This is a genomic window from Deinococcus indicus, assembly GCF_002198095.1.
Taxonomy (GTDB): Bacteria; Deinococcota; Deinococci; order Deinococcales; family Deinococcaceae; genus Deinococcus; species Deinococcus caeni.
In genome coordinates this window covers 24,831-44,554 of sequence record NZ_NHMK01000031.1, presented here as the reverse complement: position 1 = coordinate 44,554, position 19,724 = coordinate 24,831, and the positions used below count along the sequence as shown (strand labels likewise).

Annotated in this window: 21 protein-coding genes; 16 read left to right on the top strand and 5 right to left on the bottom strand. The window is 69.6% G+C overall.

Annotation, left to right across the window (positions count from 1 at the left end):
* Position 1: 1 nt before the first annotated feature.
* From pth to CBQ26_RS18625, 15 genes are all read left to right on the top strand, one after another.
* Complete coding sequence (gene pth, locus CBQ26_RS18695; protein ID WP_088250138.1) at positions 2-715, top strand: aminoacyl-tRNA hydrolase; 714 nt, start codon at positions 2-4, stop codon at positions 713-715.
* The gene (locus tag CBQ26_RS18690; protein ID WP_229844347.1) at positions 690-1,778 is read left to right on the top strand and encodes a M42 family metallopeptidase; all 1,089 of its coding nucleotides are present in this window, start codon (positions 690-692) and stop codon (positions 1,776-1,778) included. The genes pth and CBQ26_RS18690 overlap by 26 nt, the downstream gene beginning before the upstream one ends.
* A gap of 100 nt (positions 1,779-1,878) precedes the next feature.
* Positions 1,879-2,436: a DUF4126 domain-containing protein gene (locus CBQ26_RS18685; protein WP_088250137.1), complete on the top strand. Its 558-nt coding sequence runs from the start codon at positions 1,879-1,881 to the stop codon at positions 2,434-2,436.
* A 419-nt stretch (positions 2,437-2,855) separates the two neighbouring features.
* Complete coding sequence (locus CBQ26_RS18680; RefSeq protein WP_078301225.1) at positions 2,856-3,227, top strand: P-II family nitrogen regulator; 372 nt, start codon at positions 2,856-2,858, stop codon at positions 3,225-3,227.
* A 23-nt stretch (positions 3,228-3,250) separates the two neighbouring features.
* Entirely contained in the window at positions 3,251-4,567 is a 1,317-nt protein-coding gene (locus CBQ26_RS18675; protein ID WP_088250135.1) for an ammonium transporter, read from the top strand.
* Positions 4,568-4,971: 404 nt separating this feature from the next.
* A complete protein-coding gene (locus CBQ26_RS18670) occupies positions 4,972-5,289 on the top strand; it encodes a V-type ATPase subunit subunit G family protein (RefSeq protein WP_088250134.1) in 318 nt (105 codons plus the stop codon).
* Positions 5,286-7,355 carry a V-type ATP synthase subunit I gene (locus tag CBQ26_RS18665; RefSeq protein WP_088250133.1) on the top strand — a complete coding sequence of 690 codons (2,070 nt, stop codon included), beginning with the start codon at positions 5,286-5,288 and terminating at the stop codon, positions 7,353-7,355. The genes CBQ26_RS18670 and CBQ26_RS18665 overlap by 4 nt, the downstream gene beginning before the upstream one ends.
* A gap of 16 nt (positions 7,356-7,371) precedes the next feature.
* A complete protein-coding gene (locus CBQ26_RS18660; protein WP_088250177.1) occupies positions 7,372-7,671 on the top strand; it encodes a V-type ATP synthase subunit K in 300 nt (99 codons plus the stop codon).
* Position 7,672: 1 nt separating this feature from the next.
* Positions 7,673-8,242 carry a V-type ATP synthase subunit E gene (locus tag CBQ26_RS18655; RefSeq protein ID WP_088250132.1) on the top strand — a complete coding sequence of 190 codons (570 nt, stop codon included), beginning with the start codon at positions 7,673-7,675 and terminating at the stop codon, positions 8,240-8,242.
* Between the two features lie 8 nt (positions 8,243-8,250).
* A complete protein-coding gene (locus CBQ26_RS18650) occupies positions 8,251-9,228 on the top strand; it encodes a V0D/AC39 family V-type ATPase subunit (protein WP_088250131.1) in 978 nt (325 codons plus the stop codon).
* A complete protein-coding gene (locus tag CBQ26_RS18645) occupies positions 9,225-9,569 on the top strand; it encodes a V-type ATP synthase subunit F (RefSeq protein WP_088250130.1) in 345 nt (114 codons plus the stop codon). The genes CBQ26_RS18650 and CBQ26_RS18645 overlap by 4 nt, the downstream gene beginning before the upstream one ends.
* A gap of 122 nt (positions 9,570-9,691) precedes the next feature.
* Entirely contained in the window at positions 9,692-11,440 is a 1,749-nt protein-coding gene (locus CBQ26_RS18640; RefSeq protein ID WP_088250129.1) for a V-type ATP synthase subunit A, read from the top strand.
* The gene (locus CBQ26_RS18635) at positions 11,437-12,846 is read left to right on the top strand and encodes a V-type ATP synthase subunit B (RefSeq protein WP_088250128.1); all 1,410 of its coding nucleotides are present in this window, start codon (positions 11,437-11,439) and stop codon (positions 12,844-12,846) included. The genes CBQ26_RS18640 and CBQ26_RS18635 overlap by 4 nt, the downstream gene beginning before the upstream one ends.
* Before the next feature lie 82 nt (positions 12,847-12,928).
* A complete protein-coding gene (locus CBQ26_RS18630) occupies positions 12,929-13,603 on the top strand; it encodes a V-type ATP synthase subunit D (protein WP_088250127.1) in 675 nt (224 codons plus the stop codon).
* Between the two features lie 341 nt (positions 13,604-13,944).
* Positions 13,945-15,156, top strand: coding sequence for a CaiB/BaiF CoA transferase family protein (locus CBQ26_RS18625; protein WP_229844348.1), 1,212 nt, complete (start codon positions 13,945-13,947; stop codon positions 15,154-15,156).
* Here the strand turns inward: CBQ26_RS18625 and CBQ26_RS18620 are convergent.
* From CBQ26_RS18620 to CBQ26_RS18605, 4 genes are all read right to left on the bottom strand, one after another.
* Entirely contained in the window at positions 15,122-15,679 is a 558-nt protein-coding gene (locus CBQ26_RS18620; RefSeq protein ID WP_088250125.1) for an HD domain-containing protein, read from the bottom strand. The two genes, CBQ26_RS18625 and CBQ26_RS18620, sit on opposite strands and share 35 nt — an antisense overlap.
* A gap of 4 nt (positions 15,680-15,683) precedes the next feature.
* Positions 15,684-16,592: an ROK family protein gene (locus CBQ26_RS18615; protein WP_088250124.1), complete on the bottom strand. Its 909-nt coding sequence runs from the start codon at positions 16,590-16,592 to the stop codon at positions 15,684-15,686.
* A 348-nt stretch (positions 16,593-16,940) separates the two neighbouring features.
* The gene (locus CBQ26_RS18610) at positions 16,941-17,270 is read right to left on the bottom strand and encodes a hypothetical protein (protein WP_088250123.1); all 330 of its coding nucleotides are present in this window, start codon (positions 17,268-17,270) and stop codon (positions 16,941-16,943) included.
* Entirely contained in the window at positions 17,267-17,740 is a 474-nt protein-coding gene (locus tag CBQ26_RS18605) for an acyl-CoA thioesterase (RefSeq protein ID WP_088250122.1), read from the bottom strand. Before CBQ26_RS18605 ends, CBQ26_RS18610 begins: the two co-directional genes overlap by 4 nt.
* Before the next feature lie 140 nt (positions 17,741-17,880).
* Between CBQ26_RS18605 and CBQ26_RS18600 the strand changes: the two genes are divergently transcribed.
* Positions 17,881-18,282 carry a cell division protein FtsB gene (locus tag CBQ26_RS18600; RefSeq protein WP_229844349.1) on the top strand — a complete coding sequence of 134 codons (402 nt, stop codon included), beginning with the start codon at positions 17,881-17,883 and terminating at the stop codon, positions 18,280-18,282.
* 81 nt (positions 18,283-18,363) lie between these two features.
* Here the strand turns inward: CBQ26_RS18600 and CBQ26_RS18595 are convergent, their stop codons facing one another.
* Positions 18,364-19,683 carry a thymidine phosphorylase gene (locus CBQ26_RS18595; RefSeq protein WP_088250120.1) on the bottom strand — a complete coding sequence of 440 codons (1,320 nt, stop codon included), beginning with the start codon at positions 19,681-19,683 and terminating at the stop codon, positions 18,364-18,366.
* Positions 19,684-19,724 lie beyond the last annotated feature (41 nt).

Sequence of the window (19,724 nt, the reverse complement as noted above, 5' to 3'; positions counted from 1 at the left end):
CGTGAAACTGGTGGTTGGCCTGGGCAATCCGGGCAGTGGGTACGCGCAGACGCGGCATAACGTGGGCTGGCTGGTCGTCGACGAGGTCGCCCGCCGCGCCGGGGCGACGTGGCGCAGGGAAGGCAAGGACGCCGAGGTGGCCGAGGTGCGCCTGGGGCCGGGCGCGGGCGAGAAGGTGCTGCTGGTCAAGCCGCTGACGTTCATGAACGCGTCTGGCCGGGCGGTCGCGCCGCTGATGTCGTTCTACAAGCTGGAGGGCACGGACCTGCTGGTCGCGCAGGACGACCTGGACAGTCCGTTCGGGCTGCTGAAGCTCCGCATGGGCGGGCGGCACGGCGGGCAGAACGGCGTGCGCGACATCATCCGGCTGCTGGGGCACGAGGCCTTCGCGCGCCTGAAGATCGGCATCTCACGTCCCCCGGCGGGCTGGGCGGTGCCGGACTGGGTCCTGAGCCGCTGGCGCGACGAGGAGAAGAAAGACCTGACCGAACTGGTGCGGCTGGGCGCGAACGCCGTGGAGGTCTGGGCGGCGTCCGGGCTGGCCGAGGCGCAGGGGCAGTTCAACGGCACGGACCTGCGCCCGCCCCCACCTCCGAAACCGGCCCCCCCCCAAGTGGTGCCGGCGTCCGTCCCGTCAGCAGGGACCGCGCCGGTCAGCGCGCCGGGCGGGGCGGGGCATACTGGCGGGCATGTCGAAAACCCGGAAGAAGGATAGGAAGGCCCCCTCCGTCCCCGAGCTGCGCCTGGACGTGCTGATGCACCTGTCGAATCTGCCCGGCGTGCCCGGACAGGAGGACGCCGTGCGCGACTTCGTGCTGGCCGAACTGGAAGGACTGGCCGACGAGGTCCACGTGGACGCCATGGGCAACGTGATCGCCCGCCGCGCTGCCCGCCCCCCGAAAAAGGGCGAGGTGGCCGAGCGCGTGATGATCAGCGCCCACATGGACGAGATCGGCTTCCTGGTGCGCTTCATCGACGACCGGGGCTTCCTGCGGGTGCAGGCGCTGGGCGGCTTCGACACCCGCAACCTGTTCGCGCGGAACGTGACCGTCCACGCGCGCGGCGGGGCGCTGCCGGGCATCCTGACGCCCGGCGGCAAGCCGGTGCACATCGCCAGTCCCGAGGAACGCAAGAAGATCCCGGAGGTCCGGGAATTCTTCATCGACCTGGGCCTGGGCGCCGACGAGGTCCGCGCGCAGGTGCGGGTCGGGGACATGGTCACGCTGGACCAGTCGGCCCGCCGGGTCGGGCGGCTGGTGTGCGGCAAGGCCATGGACGACCGCGCCAGCGTGTTCCTGCTGCTCGAGACGCTGCGCGCCCTGCGCGGCCAGGACCTGCGGCACGAACTGATCGCGGTGTTCAGCACCCAGGAGGAGGTCGGGCTGCGCGGCGCGATCACCGCCGCGTACGGCGCGCAGCCCACCGTCGGCATCGGCCTGGACGTGACGCTGGCCGTGGACACGCCCGGCGTGCCCGCCGAGGACGCCGTGACCCGCCTCGGGGACGGCATCGGCATCAAGGTGTTCGATTCGAGCATGATCTCGCACCGCGCGCTCGTCGATAGCTTCTGGGATCTGGCGCAGGCCAATGGCATTCCCGCGCAGCTGGAGGTGCTGGCGCAGGGCGGCACGGACGGCGCGGCCATCCAGCGCAGCCGGGGCGGCGTGCCCACCCTGACCCTCAGCCTCCCCACCCGTTACATCCACACGGTCGTGGAGGCCGTTCACGAGGCCGACCTGCGCGCCGGGGTGGACCTGCTGGTCGCCTACCTGCGCTGACAGCGGCCCGCCCCCCCTCTGGACCGCCCCGGCCCCCGGTGGGACCGGCAGGTGGGGGGGGTGGGAACGGCCGCTTCCGGCGGCGCGTACTGTGGGGCGTATGGAACTGCTCTCCGGTCTGCTGTCCTCGCTGGGCCTGTCGGGCGCGGCGGGTCTGAACGCCTTCGTGCCGCTGCTGCTGGTGGGCCTGCTGTCCCGCTTCGGCGTGCTGGGCCTGAACGAACCCTTCGACCTGCTGGGCAACACCTGGGTGCTGGTGGGCATCGGCGTGCTGGGCCTGCTGGATTTCGTGGGCGACAAGATTCCGGGCGTGGATCACGCGCTGCACCTGCTGGGCGGCGTGGTGAACACGGCGGCCGGCGCGGTGCTGTTCGCGGCGCAGTCCGGCGTGGCCGACGTGCCCCCGGCCCTCAGCATGGCGCTGGGCCTGATCGTGGCCGGGGGCGTCCACGCCACGCGCACGGCGGTCAGGCCGGTGGCGACCGCCACGACCGGCGGCCTGGGGAACCCGGTGGTCAGTGGCGTCGAGGACGGCACGAGCGTGCTGCTCAGCGTGCTGGCGGTGTTCGCGCCGGTCGTGGGAGCTGTGGTGCTGGCCGTGGTCGCGGTGCTGGGCGTGCGCTTCTGGCTGCGGCTGAGGCCCCGCCGGCTGATCTAATACGGACTCCGGTTGAATGGGCTGCAAAGCCCGTTCAACCCGAGCGAAGCGAGTGGGAGCAACACGGGTTCCGGACGTGGAGCTGGCAATCCGGTGAAGTTCCGGATTGTCGGCGAAACAAACGGAATCCGTGTTAGAAGCAGCAGCGAACATCAGAGTGGCGCGGCAGTCCTTCACAGGGGCTGCCGCGCCGCCTTCTGTCCCGCCGGCGGCCAGAGCGGGGGAGGGGAGAACCGCTCCTCCGGGGGCGTGAGGCGCCGCGCCGCAACAGGATGCAGTTTTGCGGACACATGACGCAATCTGCGCAGAAAAATCTAGCCAAATCGCAAGAAAACTTTTGACATTCTGCACATGTGTCTCTAAGCTCGGGGTATGCAGGGATGCGAAAACTGCAAATTGAACCGGAAAAGGGAGACACCATGAAACTCGTCACGGCTGTCATCAGGCCCGAGAGGGTCCAGCAGGTCAAGGAAGCGCTGTTCCAGGCCGGAATCAGCGGCATCACGCTGTCCCGCGTCAGTGGGCACGGCGGCGAGCAGGAGATCGTCGAGCACTACCGCGGCACGCGCGTCATGGTGGAATTCCGCGACAAGGTCGAGGTCCGCATGGCCGTCAGCGAGCCCTTCGTGCAGGCCGCCATCGACGCCGTGTGCCGCGGCGCCCGGACCGGCGAGGTCGGCGACGGCAAGATCTTCGTCCAGCCGCTCGAACGCGTGGTCCGTATCCGCACCGGCGAGCAGGACGCCGCCGCGCTGACCCCCGTCACCGAGACCCGCCTCACGCCCGCCTGAGCGGCCCCGATCAAGGAGCGACCATGACCCACCCCACCCCCCTGAAGGCGGCCCTGCCGCTCGCGTTGCTGCTGGGCGGCGCGGCCCTCGCGCAGGACGCCAAACCCGAACTGAACACCGGCGACACCGCCTGGATGCTGGTGTCCGCCGCGCTGGTCCTGCTGATGACGCCGGGCCTCGCGTTCTTCTACGGCGGCCTGACCCGCGCCCAGAGCGTCCTGAACACCATGATGATGAGCTTCGTGTCCATCGGGATCGTCGGCGTGCTGTGGATGCTGGCCGGGTACACCCTGGCCTTCGGCGAGGGCGGCAACGCCCTGATCGGCGGCCTGGGCAACCTGGGCCTCGAGGGCCTGAGCGGCGCCCTGAGCGGCACCATCCCCACGTACGTGTTCGCGGCGTTCCAGGCGATGTTCGCCATCATCGCGCTGGCCCTGATCAGCGGCGCGGTCGTGGAACGCATGCGCTTCGGGGCCTTCGTGCTGTTCGGCGGCCTGTGGACCCTGCTGATCTACTCGCCGCTGGCCCACTGGGTCTGGAGCGCCGACGGCTGGCTGTTCAAGGACGGCGCGCTGGACTTCGCGGGCGGCACCGTCATTCACATCAGCGCCGGAATCAGCGCCCTGGTCGCTGCGTTCGTGGTCGGGCCGCGCCTGGGGCACCCCCGCGTGGCGCACGTGCCGCACAACGTCCCGCTGGTCCTGCTGGGCGCCGGGCTGCTGTGGTTCGGCTGGATGGGCTTCAACGCCGGCAGCGCCCTGAGCGCCGGTCAGACCGCCGCGCTGGCCTTCATCACCACCCTGATCGCCCCGGCCGCCGCGATGCTGACCTGGCTGGTCTGGGAAAGCGTCCGCAACGGCAAACCCACCGCCGTGGGCGCCGCGACCGGCGTGGTCGTGGGTCTGGTCGCCATCACCCCCGCCTGCGCCTTCGTGAGCCCCTGGGCCGCGCTGGTGATCGGCGCGCTGGGCGCCACCGCCAGCTACTGGGCCGTGCAGCTCAAGCACCGCCTGCGTGCCGACGATTCCCTCGACGTGTTCGCCTGCCACGGCGTGGCCGGCATTGTGGGCGCCCTGCTGACCGGCGCGCTCGCCTGGACGACCGGCGCCGGCAAGCCCGTGGGCGAGCAGATGATCGTGCAGATCGTGAGTGTCGTGGCGAGCCTCGCCTTCGCCGGGGTGGGCAGCTTCATCCTGCTGAAACTGGTGTCGCTGGTCACGCCGCTGCGCGTCCCGGCCAGCCAGGAGGTCACGGGCATGGACATCGCCGCCCACAGCGAGCAGGGCTACAGCGAGAACGAGACGGGCCTGGGCGCGCCGGTGTTCGTCGGCGGCGACTGATCCCCACCCTCCCCTGAGCGCCTTCCTGACCTGATCTTTCCTGTCCCTCCACGCGGCCCTGCGCGGCCGGCCTGACAATCCACGACCCTCCACGTCTGCCTGCCTCCGACCGCATCCCCGGAAGGCAGGCCTTGTCCTGCCGCGCTCTGTTCCGGGGCCCCTGTTCCGGGGCCGTCACCCGGCCAGGAACGCGGCGTGCTGACCGGCGGTTGGCGGGCCCAGCAGGGACGCTTGCCCTCCCGGATTCCCGAAAAGGCTGTGTTAGGATGGATTACGAGTCTGACGCAATTATCACAAAGGGTCGGGCCACCGCAAAACTCACCGCACCCCCGCCACACCCCATGACGTTCATGGGGCGCCTTGACCGGGGTGCTTGAGTCACGAAGGGAAAGGAGGAGTGAGTTTTGGACGTCTCAAGTCGAGTCTTAAGTGAACTGGCCAGCCGTGAAGCGGCGCTGGACGCGCAGATCGAAGCGGCCCGCGCACAGGCGCAGGCGACCGTGGAAGCAGCCGAGGCGGAAGCTGCCGGCATCCTCCGCGAAGCTGAAGCCCGCGCGAAAGCCCTGCAGACCGAGCACGAGCAGACGCTCGGCGCCGAAGTGCAGCAGATTCGCGCGCAGGCCAGCGCCAGCGCCCAGGAGCAGGCACAGGCCACCCGCGCCCGCGCCGAGGCCAAACTGGGCCAGGCCGTGGACACCATCATGAGGGCGGTGCTTCCGTGATCAACCCCATGCAGCAGGTCGTGATCGCCACGCGCAAACGCGACAGCGACGCCGTCATTGCGGCCCTGCAGAACGCCGGGGTGCTGCACCTCAAGCCCATCACGGGCGGTCCACTGAACACCGGGACCCTGGCCGGCACAGACGCCCAGAGCCGCCGCGAGGACGAGCGCCTGCTCGCCCGCGTGGAAAGCACCCTCGCGGAACTGGGCAGCTACCGCCCGGCTCCCGCCCCGCTGCCCGCCGAGACCACCTGGGCCGACACCATCGAGCAGGCCGCGCTTCCCGTGGCCGCGCTCGCCCGTCAGCGTCAGGAATTCCAGGCCGACCTGGACGCCGAAGCCACCTACGGTGACGCCGTGCGCGCCCTGTCGCGCCTGGCCGGCGGGCTGGACCGCAGCCGCCGCGTGGCGACCGTGCCGTTCCTGCTTCAGCCGACCGACAACGTCGCCGAGTTGCAGGCCGCGCTGAACGAGACGCTGCGCGACCGCCACGCCCTGGCGACCGAGACGGTCGGGCAGAACCGCGTGGGCCTGATCGCCACCCTGACCGGTGACCGTGACGCCGCGCGCGCCGCCCTGGGCCGCGTCCGCCTCGGCGAGCTGCGCCTGCCGGGCCGTTTCGACCGCCTGAGCCTCAGCGAGGCAGCCGAGCAGATGGAACAGATCGCCCGCAGCGGGGAAGCCCGCCAGCGCGAACTGAACACCGAACGCGACCGGCTGGCCCAGACGCACGCGCCCGTCCTGTACGCCATCCGCGACGTCCTGAAAGACCGCGTGGCCGTGCACGATGTCCGCGCCGTGTCCGCACGCGGCAAGTACAGCCTCGCGCTGCAGGGCTACGTGCCGCAGGACCGCGCCGCCGCCCTCACGGCGGCCCTGGCGCCCTTCGGTGACGCCGTCAGCTACGAACTGCACGCCGTGGACGAGCACCACGACGCGCTCGTGCCGGTCGAACTGAAGAACAACAGCTACGTGCGGCCCTTCCAGGTCGTCATGGGCCTGATGTCGCCGCCCAAGTACGGCAGTTTCGATCCCACCTGGATCGTGGCACTGTTCTTCCCGCTGTTCTTCGGGATCATCATCGCCGACATCGCGTACGGCCTGATGTTCCTCGCCTTCGGCCTGTGGCTGCTGGGCAAGGCCCGGCGCAACGAGGGCTGGGACCTGAGCTTCATGGGTGCGTACATCCCGCCCGCCACCCTCAAGGACCTGGGCTTCGTGACGAACGTCATGGCCGCCTGGACCATCGTGTGGGGCTTCCTCACCGGCGAGTTCTTCGGCACCCTGCTTGAGCACGTGCACTTCTTCTACATCAACCCGGAACTGCTCGACCGCCTCTGGGGCTGGACCGGCCTGACCTTCCCGGTCGACCCGTACAAGGCCAAGGAAGGGTATTACGAGGGCTTCCTGCCCATCGTGTTCCCCCGCCTGGAAACCGAGTACTTCAGCAACGTCGCCCTGGTGTTCGCGCTGCTGTTCGGCATCCTTCAGGTCCTGTGGGGCTGGGCGATCCGTATCCAGCAGGGACTCAAGCACAAAGACCCCGTCCACACCTGGGAAGGCATCGCGCTGTTCGGCGGCGTCGGTGCCCTGGTGCTGCTGGCCTTCATCAGCCGCGCCGCCAAGGACTTCGGCGCACTCAGCAACTTCGCCGACCCCCGCGTCTGGCTGATGTTCCTGGGCTTCGCCGCGTTCATCGTCGGCTGGCTGCGCGTCATCAAGCACTTCCCGCTGCTGCCCATCGAACTGCTCTCACAGGGCGGCGCGGTCGTCAGTTACGCCCGAATCTTCGCCGTGGGCCTCGTGTCCGCCATTCTCGCCAAGCTGTGCACCGACCTGGGCTGGAGCCTCTACGAGAGCCTCGGCTTCCTCGGTCTGCTGCTGGGCCTGCTGGTCGGCGTGATCCTGCACTTCTTCGTTCTCGCCCTCACCCTCATCGGCCACATCCTGCAGCCCATCCGACTGCACATGGTCGAGTTCCTGAACCCCACCGGCTTCAACACCGAAACCAGCCCCCGTTACAACCCCCTTCGCCGCCTCAGCCCCACCCAGGGGCAGGTCAAATAAACCAGGAGTGTTCACCATGACCCAGTACAACAAGATCGCCGTCGCTGCCCTCGTCCTCGCCCTCGCCAGCACCGGTTTCGCCCAGGAAGCCGCCGAAGCCGCCTCTGACTCCAGCCAGGAAGGCCTGATCGCCGTCGGTAAGGGCCTCGCCCTCGGTCTCGGCGCCATCGGCACCGGCATCGCCCAGGCCCGCATCGGCTCCAGCCTCGTCGGCGCCGTCGCCGAGGACCCCAGCAAGGCCGGCGGCCTGCTGCTGTACTTCCTGCTGCCCGAAACCCTGGTCATCTTCGGCTTCCTTGCGCTGTTCCTGATCTGATATGGCGCTCGACAAGCTCCTCGAAAACGAAGCCCAGGCCGAAATCGAGCGCATCCGCGCCGACGCGCAGGCCCGCGCCGAGCAGATCGTCGCCGGCGCCCAGGAACGCGCCCGGACGCTCGTCGAGAGCCGCACCCGCCAGCTGGCCAACCAGCGGCAGGCGGAACTCGTCCGCGCCCGCAGCGCCGCCGACCTGGACAGCAACGCCCAGCGCCTGACCTCCTCCGACACCCTGCAGGCCCAGGCCTTCAAGGTCTCCGAGCAGTACCTGCACTCCAGCGTCACCTCGCCCGAATACCCCATGATCCTGGCGAAGCTGATCAGCGAGGCCCTGCAGGTCCTGCCCAACGCCGAGGCGGTCGAGGCCAGCCTGAACGAACACGACGCCGTCCGTCAGGCGCTGGCCCAGCTGGGCCGCACCCTGGACGTCCGCGTGAACGAGCAGGTCAAGACCGGCGTGCGCCTGGTCGGCCCCGGCGGCAAGTCCAGCATCCAGAACACCCTCACCGGCCGACTGGACCGCGTGCGCGGTGAACTCGCGCCGCAGATCAGCCGACTGCTGGCCGAGTAAGGACCGACATGCCCGACGACTACGCTTACATCAACACGCGCGTCCGCATCATGCGGACCAGACTGCTCGACGGACGCTCGCTTGACTCGGCGCTCGCGGCGGGCAGCTACCAGGAGTTCCTGCGGGTCCTGAGCGAAACCGACCTCGCCGCGAACCTGCGCGACACCACCAACGAGACCGCCGGTCTGCCCGAACTGGACCGCGCGCTCAGCCGCAACCTGTTCGACACCACCCAGAAGGTCCTGGGCTTCGCCGAGGGAGACTCCAAACGCGAGATTCAGGCCCTGCTGATGAAGTGGGACCTCGTGAACCTCAAGACCGTGGCGCGCGGCGTGGCCGGCGGCCGGGGCGCAGACGCCATCCTGGCGAGCCTGATCCCCGGCGGGACCATCAAGGCCAGCGCCCTGCAGACCGCCGCGCAGAGCAGCGACCTGCCCAGCGCAGCAGCCGCCATCACGCTCAGCGGGCACCCGCTGGCCCCCGCCATGCGCGCCGGCGTGCAGGCCTACGCCGCCAGCAACCGCCTGCTGGACCTGGAAGTGGCCCTGGACCAGGGCTACTACCGGCACGCGCTGAAAGTCTCGCGTGACACCAGCCTGCGCCGCTACCTGAGCCGCGAGATCGACATCACCAACGCCCTGATCGCCCGCTCCAGCGCCGGTCAGCCGCTCGAACCCAGCCTGTTCGTCGCCGGCGGGAAACTCGACGCGGCCGGCTACGCCCGCCTCGCCGGGGGCGACGCCAGCGGCCTGAGCGACGTCGCCGCGATTCTCGAAGCTCCCACCCTGGAAGACGCCGAGGTCGCCGCCCGCGTCGCCCTGGACACCGCCGCGCGCAGCATCGCCGCCGGTGACCCCGAAGGCGTGGGTATCATCCTCGACTTCCTGCGCCGCAAGGAAATCGAGATCGCCAAACTGCGCCTGATCGGCCGCGGCAAGTTCTACGACCTGCCCACCGATCAGATCCGCCGCGAGGTGCAGGCATGACCAAAAGCACCTCCACCCAGCGTGTCGCCGTACTCAGCGACGCCGAGACCGCCACCGGCTACCGCCTCGCGGGCGCCGAGGTGATCGAGGCGACCGCCGAGACGGCCGTGGCCGAACTGGAACGCGTGATCGTCAGCGGCACCTACGGCCTGATCGCCGTGGACACCGGCCTGATCGCCGATCCCGTCACCGCCACCGCCCGCGTCATGCGGGGCCGCGACCTGCCGATCCTGCTGCCCATCCCCAGCCTGCGCGACGCGTTCAACCCGGACACCGTCGACGCCAAGGCCTACATGGGCAAGCTGGTGCGCGACACCATCGGCTTCGACATCAAACTGTAAAACGGAGGTTGAAGGCAGATGGCAGATAGCAGATGGCAACAACACAGAAGAAGCTCGAGCGTTCTCGCTCGCGGCCTTCTGCCATCGGCCTTCCGCCTTCTGCCCCTCCCAAGGAGTACCAAATGACGCAGAACAAGACTGGCGTCGTGCAGAGCATCGCCGGACCGGCCGTCATTGCTGACGGCATGTACGGCGCGAAGATGTACGACATCGTGCGCGTGGGCACCGAACGCCTCGTGGGCGAGATCATCCGCCTCGACGGCAACACCGCCTTCGTGCAGGTGTACGAGGACACCAGCGGCCTGACCGTCGGTGAGCCCGTGGAAACCACCGGCCTGCCCCTGAGCGTCGAGCTCGGGCCGGGCATGCTGAACGGCATCTACGACGGCATTCAGCGCCCCCTGGACAAGATCCGCGAGGCCTCGGGCGACTTCATCGCGCGCGGCATCGAGGTCTCCTCCCTGGACCGCACCAAGAAGTGGAGCTTCACGCCCAGCGTGCAGGTCGGCGACACCGTCACGGGCAGCGCCATCCTGGGCACCGTGCCGGAGTTCTCCTTCACGCACAAGGTCCTGACGCCCCCCGACAAGAGCGGCAAGCTCGCCTGGATCGCGCCCGCCGGTGAGTACACCATCGACGACACCATCGCGAAACTCGAGGACGGCACCGAACTGCGCATGGCCCACTACTGGCCCGTGCGTGCGCCCCGTCCCGTCGCCAAGAAACTCGACCCCAGCCTGCCGTTCCTGACCGGGATGCGCATTCTGGACGTCCTGTTCCCCCTGGTGATGGGTGGCGCGGCCGCGATCCCCGGTCCCTTCGGGAGTGGCAAGACCGTGACCCAGCAGAGCGTGGCGAAGTACGGCAACGCCGACATCGTCGTGTACGTCGGTTGCGGCGAGCGCGGCAACGAGATGACGGACGTGCTGGTCGAGTTCCCGGAACTGGAAGACCCCAAGACCGGCGGCCCCCTGATGCACCGCACCATCCTGATCGCCAACACGTCCAACATGCCCGTGGCCGCCCGTGAAGCGAGCGTCTACACCGGCATCACGCTGGCCGAGTACTTCCGCGACCAGGGCTACTCCGTGTCCCTGATGGCCGACTCCACCAGCCGCTGGGCCGAGGCGCTGCGCGAGATCTCCAGCCGCCTGGAAGAAATGCCCGCCGAAGAAGGCTACCCGCCCTACCTGGGCGCCAAGCTCGCCGCGTTCTACGAGCGCGCCGGGGCCGTCAAGACCCTCGCGGGCGACGACGGTGCGGTCAGCGTGATCGGCGCGGTCAGCCCCGCCGGCGGTGACATGTCCGAGCCCGTCACGCAGGCCACCCTGCGTATCACGGGGGCCTTCTGGCGTCTGGACGCCGGCCTCGCCCGCCGCCGTCACTTCCCCGCCATCAACTGGAACGGCAGCTACAGCCTGTTCACGCCCATCCTGGACTCCTGGTACCGCGCCAACGTCGGCGAGGACTTCCCGGAACTGCGCCAGCGCATCGGCAACCTGCTGCAGCAGGAAGCGGCGCTGCAGGAAGTCGTGCAGCTCGTCGGCCCCGACGCCCTGCAGGACAACGAGCGCCTGATCATCGAGGCGGGCCGCATGCTGAGGCAGGACTTCCTGCAGCAGAACGGCTTCGATCCGGTCGACGCCAGCGCCAGCATGCCCAAGAACTACGGCCTGATGCAGATGTTCCTGAAGTTCTACGACCAGGCCGAAGTGGCCCTCAAGGACGGCGCGACCATCGACGAGATCGTCCAGAGCCCCGTCATCGAGAAACTCGCCCGCGCCCGCTACACCGCCGAGGGTGACTTCGCCGCGTACCGCGACGGCGTGCTGAGCGAACTCGACACCACCTTCAAGGGAGTGAAAGCGTGACCCTTCTCCAGAAGGAATACAACGACGTCGCGTACATCTCCGGGCCGCTGCTGTTCGTGAACGCAGCCTCGGACCTCGCGTACGGCGCCATCGTGAACATCAAGGACGCCAGCGGCAAACTGCGCGGCGGTCAGGTCATCTCCGTGACCGACCAGAACGCCGTGATCCAGGTGTTCGAAGAGACCCGTGGTCTGGACCTCGCGACCGCCAGCGTCAGCCTCGTCGAAGACGTGGCCCGCCTGGGCGTCAGCAAGGAAATGATCGGCCGCCGCTTCGACGGCCTGGGCCGCCCCATCGACGGGCTGCCCGAGGTGATCGCCGAGAAACGCCTGAGCATCAACGGTCAGGCCATGAACCCCGCCGCGCGCGCCAAGCCCGAGGAGTTCATCCAGACCGGCATCAGCACCATCGACGTGAACACCAGCCTGATCCGTGGTCAGAAACTCCCGATCTTCTCGGGCTCGGGTCTGCCGCACAACGAACTGGCCGCCCAGATCGCCCGTCAGGCCAAGGTGCCCGGCCACGAGGGTGACTTCGCCGTCGTGTTCGCCGCGATGGGCCTGACCCAGCGCGAAGTGTCGTTCTTCACGCAGGAATTCGAACGCACCGGCGCGCTCGCCCGCTCCGTGCTGTTCCTGAACAAGGCCGACGACCCCGCCGTGGAGCGTCTGCTGACCCCCCGCATGGCCCTGACCACCGCCGAGTACCTGGCCTTCGAGCACGGCTACCACGTGCTGGTGATCCTGACCGACCTGACGAACTACTGCGAGGCCCTCCGTGAAATCGGCGGCGCCCGTGAAGAGATCCCCGGTCGCCGTGGCTTCCCCGGTTACATGTACACCGACCTTGCGAGCCTGTACGAGCGCGCCGGCGTCGTGGACGGCAAGCCTGGCTCGGTCACGCAGATCCCGATCCTGTCCATGCCCGACGACGACATCACGCACCCCATCCCCGACCTGACCGGTTACATCACCGAAGGTCAGATCGTGGTGGACCGCGCGCTGAACGCCAAGGGCGTGTTCCCCCCGATCAACCCCCTGCCCAGCCTGTCCCGCCTTCAGGGCAACGGCATCGGCAAGGGCAAGACCCGCGCCGACCACAAGAACGTCTCGGACCAGCTGTTCGCCGCGTACGCCAACGGCCTGGACCTGCGCAAACTGGTCGCCATCACCGGTGAAGACGCCCTGAGCGAAACCGACAAGCTGTTCCTGCGTTTCGCGGACGACTTCGAGAACTACTTCATCGGCCAGGGCAACCAGGACCGCTCCATCGACGACAGCCTCACCGTCGCCTGGGGCATCCTGAGCAAGCTGCCCCAGAGCCAGCTGACCCGCCTCGGCAAGGACTCCATCGACAAGTACTACGGCACCAAGATGGACGAGATGTGGAAAGGCAACCGCATGTGACCCCCTGACGGAAGGCGGCCCGGCCCCCAGCCTGGACTTCCCGCCTTCCGTCATGACCGACCGACCAGGGAGGTGAATACTTATGGCAGAACAGATCAGCCCCACCCGCAGCGCCATGCTGGCCAGCAAGGCCAGCCTGAAAACCGCTCAGAGCGGCGCGGACCTCCTGAAACGCAAGCGTGACGCCCTCATCGGCGAGTTCTTCGCGCTCGTCAAGGACGCCCTCGCCGCGCGCGAGGAACTCGCCGGCGTCAGCAAGGGCGCGTACACCAGCCTGTTCGGCGCGAAAGCCTGGGACAGCCCCGAGGCCGTCGAGAGCCTCAGCCTCGCCGGCAGCGGCGACTACGCCGTCGACATGCAGATCGTGAGCATCTACGGCGTGAAGGTCCCCAAGATCGAGATCCCGGAGCGTCGCAACGCCGCCACGTTCAGCCCCATCAACGTCGGCGCGCGCACCATCCAGGCCGCCACCGACTTCGGCGGGGTGCTGGAGGCCATCGTCAAGGTCGCCGCGACCGAGACGAAACTGCGCCGCATCGGCGAGGAAATCAAGAAGACCAGCCGCCGCGTGAACGCCCTGGAACAGATCCGCATTCCGGGCATTCAGGAGGACATCCGCTTCATCCGCGGGGTGCTCGACCAGCGCGAACGCGAGGCCAGCTTCACCCTGAAGAAGATCAAGGCGAAACTGGAAGCCGAAGCCGCCAAGGACAAGGCCAACGCGCAGGCCGGAAACCACGGCAGCGCCGCCGACTGAGAACAACTCCGGTTGAATGGTCTGTCAAAACCGTTCAACCCGAGCGGACGCGAGTTGGAGCAAGGCGGATGCCGGGCGTGGAGTCGATCACCCGGTGCTGTGCCGGGTGAACGACGAAACAGACGGGATCCGTACGAAGACGCAACTGCGTTCCACCACAGCTGCGCTCCACGGACCGCCCCCCACCCGGAGGGCGGTTTTCTGTGCGCTGTGCGTGCGGGCGCGCTATGCTGCGCGGCAACCACAACCCTGTTCCCGCCGCGCCGCTGCCCTGTGGCTGCGCCCGTCTGATCCTTCCGAGGTGCCCGTATGCCCACACTCCTGCCCTGCCCTTCACGCCCGTGACCCCCTCCACCCTGCCCCTGAGCGGCGTGCGGATCGCGGATTTCACGCGGGTGCTGACCGGGCCGTTCGCCACCATGCTGCTGGGCGACCTGGGCGCGGACGTGATCAAGGTCGAGCCGCCGGGCGGGGACGACACGCGCGCCTGGGGGCCGCCCTTTCAGGTGGGGGAGGGGGGCCGCGAGAGCAGTTACTTCCTGAGCGTGAACCGCAACAAGCGCAGCCTGACCCTGGACCTGAAAACCCCGGACGGACTGGAGGCCGCGCACCGCCTGATCGCCGGGAGTGACGTGCTGATCGAGAACTTCCGGCCCGGCACGCTGGACCGCCTGGGCCTGGGCTGGGAGGCCCTGAGCGCCGCCCACCCGCGCCTGATCTACGCGAGCATCACGGGTTTCGGGCTGGACGGCCCGTACCGGGACCGGGCCGGGTACGACGTCGTGGCGCAGGGCATGGGCGGCATGATGAGTTACAACGGCGAGCCGGGCGGGCCGCCCCTGCGGGTGGGTGTGGCGGTGGCCGATGTGTTCGCGGGGTCGCTGGTCACGCAGGCGATCCTGGCGGCGCTGTACGCCCGCGAACGCACCGGGCGCGGCGAGCGGGTGGACGTGAACCTGCTCGAGAGCGTGGTGGCGCTGGGCAGTTCGCAGGTGGGCCGTTTCCTGGCGACCGGGGAGGTGCCCACGCCCACCGGGAACGATCACCGGTCCATCGTGCCGTACGGAACGTTCCCCTGCGCGGACGGGTTCGTGAACGTGGCGGTGGGGAACGACGCGCTGTGGCGGCGCTTCTGCGAGGCGCTGGACCTGACGGACCTGGGTGCGGACGCCCGCCTCGCCACGAACGAGGGCCGCGTGACGCACCGCGCGGACCTGGACACCCGGATGCTGCCCGGACTGGCCCGTTACTCGCGGCAGGAGGTCATGGACCGCCTGGAACGTGCGGGCGTGCCGTGTGGCCCCGTGAACGATCTGGCCGAGGTGTTCGCGGACCCGCACGTGCAGGCGCGTGGCGTGGCCGTGACCGTCCCGCACCCCACGCTGGGAGCGACGACCGTGACCAGCCCACCCTGGCGTTTTGGTGGCGAGGCCCTGCCGGTGCGCCGCGCGCCGCCCACGCCCGGCCAGCACACCGCCGAGCTGCTGGCCGAACTGGGACTGCCAGGGAGGGCCGGGTCTATGCCAGCCGCTCCAGAGCCCGGCGCAGATTGAGGCGTGCCGGGGCGTCCAGCGCCGCGAATTCCGGCGTGAGGAACAGCCGCTCGCGGCTCAGGAAACCGCGCAGCACCCCCGAGCGACCCGCCCGGTAGGCGCCGTCCGGAACGTGCGCGTACTCGGCGCGGATGGCGCGGTCGTAGGCGTCGAAGTCGTCGGGGTCGGCGCCCAGGATGCCCAGGTCCGCGTCCACGAACAGCGCCCCGGCCCGCGTGGTCGGGGGTGTGGTGTGGCGCGTGGCGAGAATCAGGTCCCGCACCTGCGCCTGCACGTCCCCACCGGCTCTCTGTGCGGCCAGCCACGAGCTGAACACGTCCGCGCTGCGTTCCTCGTTGTCGGCGGCGCGCGGATCGTAGATCAGGTCGTGCCCCCACGCCGCCAGTTCCAGTTCCGGCGTGAGCACGCCGCGCCCGCCCAGCGCCCGGATCAGGGACTGGACGTGCGCGGCGGTGTGGTACGCCCGCTCCGGGGCGTCGTAGAACGGCCGCGCGAAGGCTTCGGCAGCCGCCACGAGCGTCATGGGTTCAGCCGTGCCGGGCCGCGAGGGCCGCGCCGATCACGCCGGCGTTCGTGCCCAGCTGCGCGCGGCGGATCGTGACGGACGCGAAGCCCTGCGCGTACTCGTCGGCGGCGGCCTGCACGCCATGGAAGAAGTAATCCCCGACGCTGGCGACCCCGCCGCCCAGCACGAACACTTCCGGGTCGATGGTCTTCTGCAGGTCGGCCAGCGCGATCCCGATGTGCCGGACGGCCTGCGCGACCACGCGTCGCGCGGCCGGGTGGCCCTGCTGGGCCAGCTGGAAGGCCTCGGCGGTGCTCACGTCGCGGTTCAGAGCAAAGCTGGCGTCGCGGGCGATGGCGGTGCCGCTGGCGACGGCCTCGAGCGCGCCGTCCAGGCCCGCGCCGCTGACCGGACCGCCGGGCAGGGCCGTGATGTGCCCGATCTCGCCGGCGATGCCGTGCCGGCCGCGCCAGATGCGGCCGTTCAGGACGATCCCGGCGCCGATGCCGGTGCTGACCGTCACGTAGATGCTGCTCTCGGTGCCGCGCGCCGCGCCCAGGTGCGCCTCGGCGAGGGCGGCGGCCTTGGCGTCGTTTTCCAGGACCACGCGCTGCGCGAGGCGGTCGCGCAGGCCGTCCACGAGCGGCACGTCGGTGAAGCCGTAGATGTTCGGTGCGAACTTCACGCGGGTCCGGTCGGCGTTCAGCGGGCCGGGGATGCCCACGCCGATCAGGCGGGCTTCCGGGTGGCGCTCCTGAAGGCGGCGGACCTCGCCGGCAATGGCGTCCAGCACGGTTTCCCAGCCGGTTTCCGGGGTGGGGATCACGTGCGCGCTCAGCAGTTCGTCGCCACGCAGGACGCCGCTGGCGATCTTGGTGCCGCCCACGTCGATGCCGATGCTGATGGGTTCAGGGTTGGAGGGATTGGTCATGCGGGCTCCTGGGTCTGCTGTGAAATCTGGGCGGGGGGCGGGCGCCGCAGCTGGGAACGCTTCCAGTCGGGGTTCCCGCTGCCGTTCAGGCCCCCGGCCGGAACGAGGAGGTGAAGGACGTCAGTGCTGCGCCGCTCACTGTACCGCGCCGCCCCCCACCCCAGTTATGGTTGCAGGCCGACAGAATTCATACGGACTGCCGTTCGCTTCGCCGACAATCCGGAACTTCACCGCCCCTGCCAGCTCCACGTCCGAAGGGGCGTTTCTCTCCTTCTGTGCGCGGTAGCTCTCCGGGTCGCCTCCGCCCGGACCCGGCGGGCTGTGCAGCCCATTCCATCGGAGTCCGTCTCAGTCTCCGGAGGAGTCCTCGCCCGATGCGCCGCCCACCGTGACGTCCCCGCCGTCCGCCGCTTCCTCGGGTTCGAAGCCCAGCAGGGCCAGCGCCTCGGCGAGCTGCACCTCGGGCACGTACAGGCCCACGTCGCCCTGGTAGCCGCCCGTCTCGATCTCGATCACGGGGCTGCCCATCGACCACTGGAACGGCGTGCGCACCACGCTGACCACCCCGCCGTCCATCAGGTTGCGCCGCCAGCCCTCCGCCATGATGCGCGGCAGGGTGTCGATCCGCACCCACACGTCCCCCTGGTACAGCGCCCGGTCCTCGTAGGCGGCGCTCACGACCCGGCCCCCCGCACCATGACCGGCGCGACCCGCCCGGCAAACCCGGCCGGAATGGCCAGCGGCGCGCCCTGATCATCCACGCGCACCTGCACCGACCGCGCGAACGCGCACGGCACCCCATCCGCCAGGATGCGGGCCACGCCCGTCCAGCTGGTGCGGCCCAGCCGCTCGATCAGCGTCTCGATCACGACCTCCTGCCCCAGCCGGATGTCCCGCACGTAATCCAGTTCCAGCCGCGCCAGCACCGACCGGTCGTCGGCGTCCCGCAGGTCCAGCGCGCGCGACAGGTCCATGCGCGCCACCTCCAGAAACTCGGCGTAGCGGGCGTTGTTCACGTGCCCCATGGCGTCCAGGTCGCCGTACCGCAACTGGATCACCGTGCGGTGCGCGTCGCCCCAGTTCAGCGCCGGAATGCGCCCGCCGCCCGCTGCGGCCGCGCCGCTCCCCACCTCGGATGCCACTGTCATGCCCGCAGTGTAGAGCAGTTCCCCGCACCGCCACCGCACCGCCGCCGCCAGCGAGAACCGCCCTGACGGCAGCTTTCCGGGCGCCCCGCTCCGCCCGTTTCTCACGCCTCCCATCCGGGGGCCGCGCTATGCTGACCCGCGTGACCGACGCACCGCCCCCCCCAGTCCCCCCGGCGCGGGAACCGTGGCTGGAGCGCATCGAACGGCACCTCCAGCGCCTGCAACGGCTGCCGCTGACCATGATGGTCGCCAGCCTGCTCGCCGCGCTGGGCATCGTGCAACTGACCTTCCAGCTGGGCAACTCGGTGTACCGCACCGTCACCTGGAGTGCCGAGACCCGCCAGACCCAGGCGCGCGTGGAGACCCTGGAACGCGACGTGCAGATCCTCAGGGACGCCGTCAGGGCCAGCCAGGACCCCGAGTACCTGCGCGCCCTGGCCCGCTGCCGGGGATTCGTGGGCAAGAACGAACGCGTCGTGGTCGCCAGCGACGCCCCGGACAGCCCACCCGGCGAGAACTGCAAGGCCCTACGCGTTCCGTAGGGGCGGTGATGGTCAAAAGTTGATGGTCGATGGAGAGGGGTTCCCTTCCATCAACCATCAACTTTCGACTTTCAACGCCGTTCAGAACACGCGGTCGAGGATCAGGTCGTCCGGGGCAGGCGCCTGCGCGCTGACGCTGAGGCCCCCGGCCAGCAGGCGCTGCGCGACGTCCAGGCCGCGCCCGCCTCTGTGGTAGATGCGGACCACGCTGTCGCCGGCCTGCACGGCCTCGCCGGGCTTGCGCAGCAGCTCCACGCCCACGCCGTGATCGATGGCCTCGCCCTTGCGTTCGCGGCCCCCGCCGAGGGCCAGCACGGCGCGGCCCACGCTCAGGGCGTCGATGCCCGCCACGAAGCCGGACTCGGTGGCGGTCACGTCGGCGCGGCCGGGCGCCACGTCGAATTTGCTGATGTCGTCCACGTAGGTGGCGTCGCCGCCCTGCGCCTCGATGAACGCCCGGAACTTCGCCAGGGCCGACCCGTCGTGCAGGGTCGCCAGCGCCCGCTCGCGCGCCTGCGTTTCGTCCTCGCCCTGGGCGGCCAGCGCCTCGACGGCCAGCGCCACGCACAGTTCGGTCAGGTCCTGCGGGCCCTCGCCGCGCAGGGTCGCCAGGGCCTCCAGCACTTCCAGGGAGTTGCCGGCCATGTGGCCCAGCGGGGTGTCCATGTCGGTCAGGACGGCGCGCACCTGCCGTCCGGCGCGGGTGCCGATGTCCACCATCGCGCGGGCCAGTCCGCGCCCGGCGTCCAGGGTGCGCATGAACGCCCCGGCGCCCACCTTCACGTCCAGCACGACCGTGTGCGCGCCGGACGCGAGTTTCTTGCTCATGATCGAGCTGGCGATCAGTGGCAGGCAGTCCACGGTGGCGGTCACGTCCCGCAGCGCGTACAGTTTCCCGTCGGCCGGGGCGAGGTCCTTGCTCTGGCCCACGAGCGCGAGGCCGATCTCGCGGGCCTGCGCGATGAAGCGGTCCTCGTCGAGTTCGCTGGTCCAGCCGGGAATGCTTTCCAGCTTGTCGATGGTGCCGCCGGTGTGCGCCAGCCCGCGCCCGCTCATCTTGGCGACCGTCTGGCCCAGTGCGGCCAGCATGGGCGTCAGGATCAGGCTGGTCTTGTCGCCCACGCCGCCGGTGGAGTGCTTGTCCACCGTGCGCGGCAGGTCCCCGAGGTTCATCAGGTCGCCGCTCTCGGCCATGACCATGGTCAGGTCGGCGGTTTCCTGTTCGGCCATGCCGCGCAGGAACACGGCCATCAGCCACGCGCTCATCTGGTAGTCCGGCACGTCGCCGCGCGTGTAGCCCAGCACGAGTTGTTCCAGTTCCTGGCGGGTGTGTTCCTCGCCGTCGCGTTTCTTGCGGATCAGGTCGGGAATGTTCACGGCATTCAGCGTTGAGTCAGTCATAGCGTAGTGTACGTCTGCTGCGCGCAGTTCTGTCCCGCCGC

Coding starts and splice junctions, on each gene's coding strand:
- CBQ26_RS18690 (WP_229844347.1), top strand. CDS start 690: ATGTCGAAAACCCGGAAGAAGGATAGGAAGGCCCCCTCCGTCCCCGAG.
- CBQ26_RS18595 (WP_088250120.1), bottom strand. CDS start 19,683: ATGACTGACTCAACGCTGAATGCCGTGAACATTCCCGACCTGATCCGC.
- CBQ26_RS18630 (WP_088250127.1), top strand. CDS start 12,929: ATGGCAGAACAGATCAGCCCCACCCGCAGCGCCATGCTGGCCAGCAAG.
- CBQ26_RS18660 (WP_088250177.1), top strand. CDS start 7,372: ATGACCCAGTACAACAAGATCGCCGTCGCTGCCCTCGTCCTCGCCCTC.
- CBQ26_RS18645 (WP_088250130.1), top strand. CDS start 9,225: ATGACCAAAAGCACCTCCACCCAGCGTGTCGCCGTACTCAGCGACGCC.
- CBQ26_RS18615 (WP_088250124.1), bottom strand. CDS start 16,592: ATGACCAATCCCTCCAACCCTGAACCCATCAGCATCGGCATCGACGTG.
- CBQ26_RS18680 (WP_078301225.1), top strand. CDS start 2,856: ATGAAACTCGTCACGGCTGTCATCAGGCCCGAGAGGGTCCAGCAGGTC.
- CBQ26_RS18620 (WP_088250125.1), bottom strand. CDS start 15,679: ATGACGCTCGTGGCGGCTGCCGAAGCCTTCGCGCGGCCGTTCTACGAC.
- CBQ26_RS18675 (WP_088250135.1), top strand. CDS start 3,251: ATGACCCACCCCACCCCCCTGAAGGCGGCCCTGCCGCTCGCGTTGCTG.
- CBQ26_RS18640 (WP_088250129.1), top strand. CDS start 9,692: ATGACGCAGAACAAGACTGGCGTCGTGCAGAGCATCGCCGGACCGGCC.
- CBQ26_RS18655 (WP_088250132.1), top strand. CDS start 7,673: ATGGCGCTCGACAAGCTCCTCGAAAACGAAGCCCAGGCCGAAATCGAG.
- CBQ26_RS18650 (WP_088250131.1), top strand. CDS start 8,251: ATGCCCGACGACTACGCTTACATCAACACGCGCGTCCGCATCATGCGG.
- CBQ26_RS18605 (WP_088250122.1), bottom strand. CDS start 17,740: ATGACAGTGGCATCCGAGGTGGGGAGCGGCGCGGCCGCAGCGGGCGGC.
- CBQ26_RS18685 (WP_088250137.1), top strand. CDS start 1,879: ATGGAACTGCTCTCCGGTCTGCTGTCCTCGCTGGGCCTGTCGGGCGCG.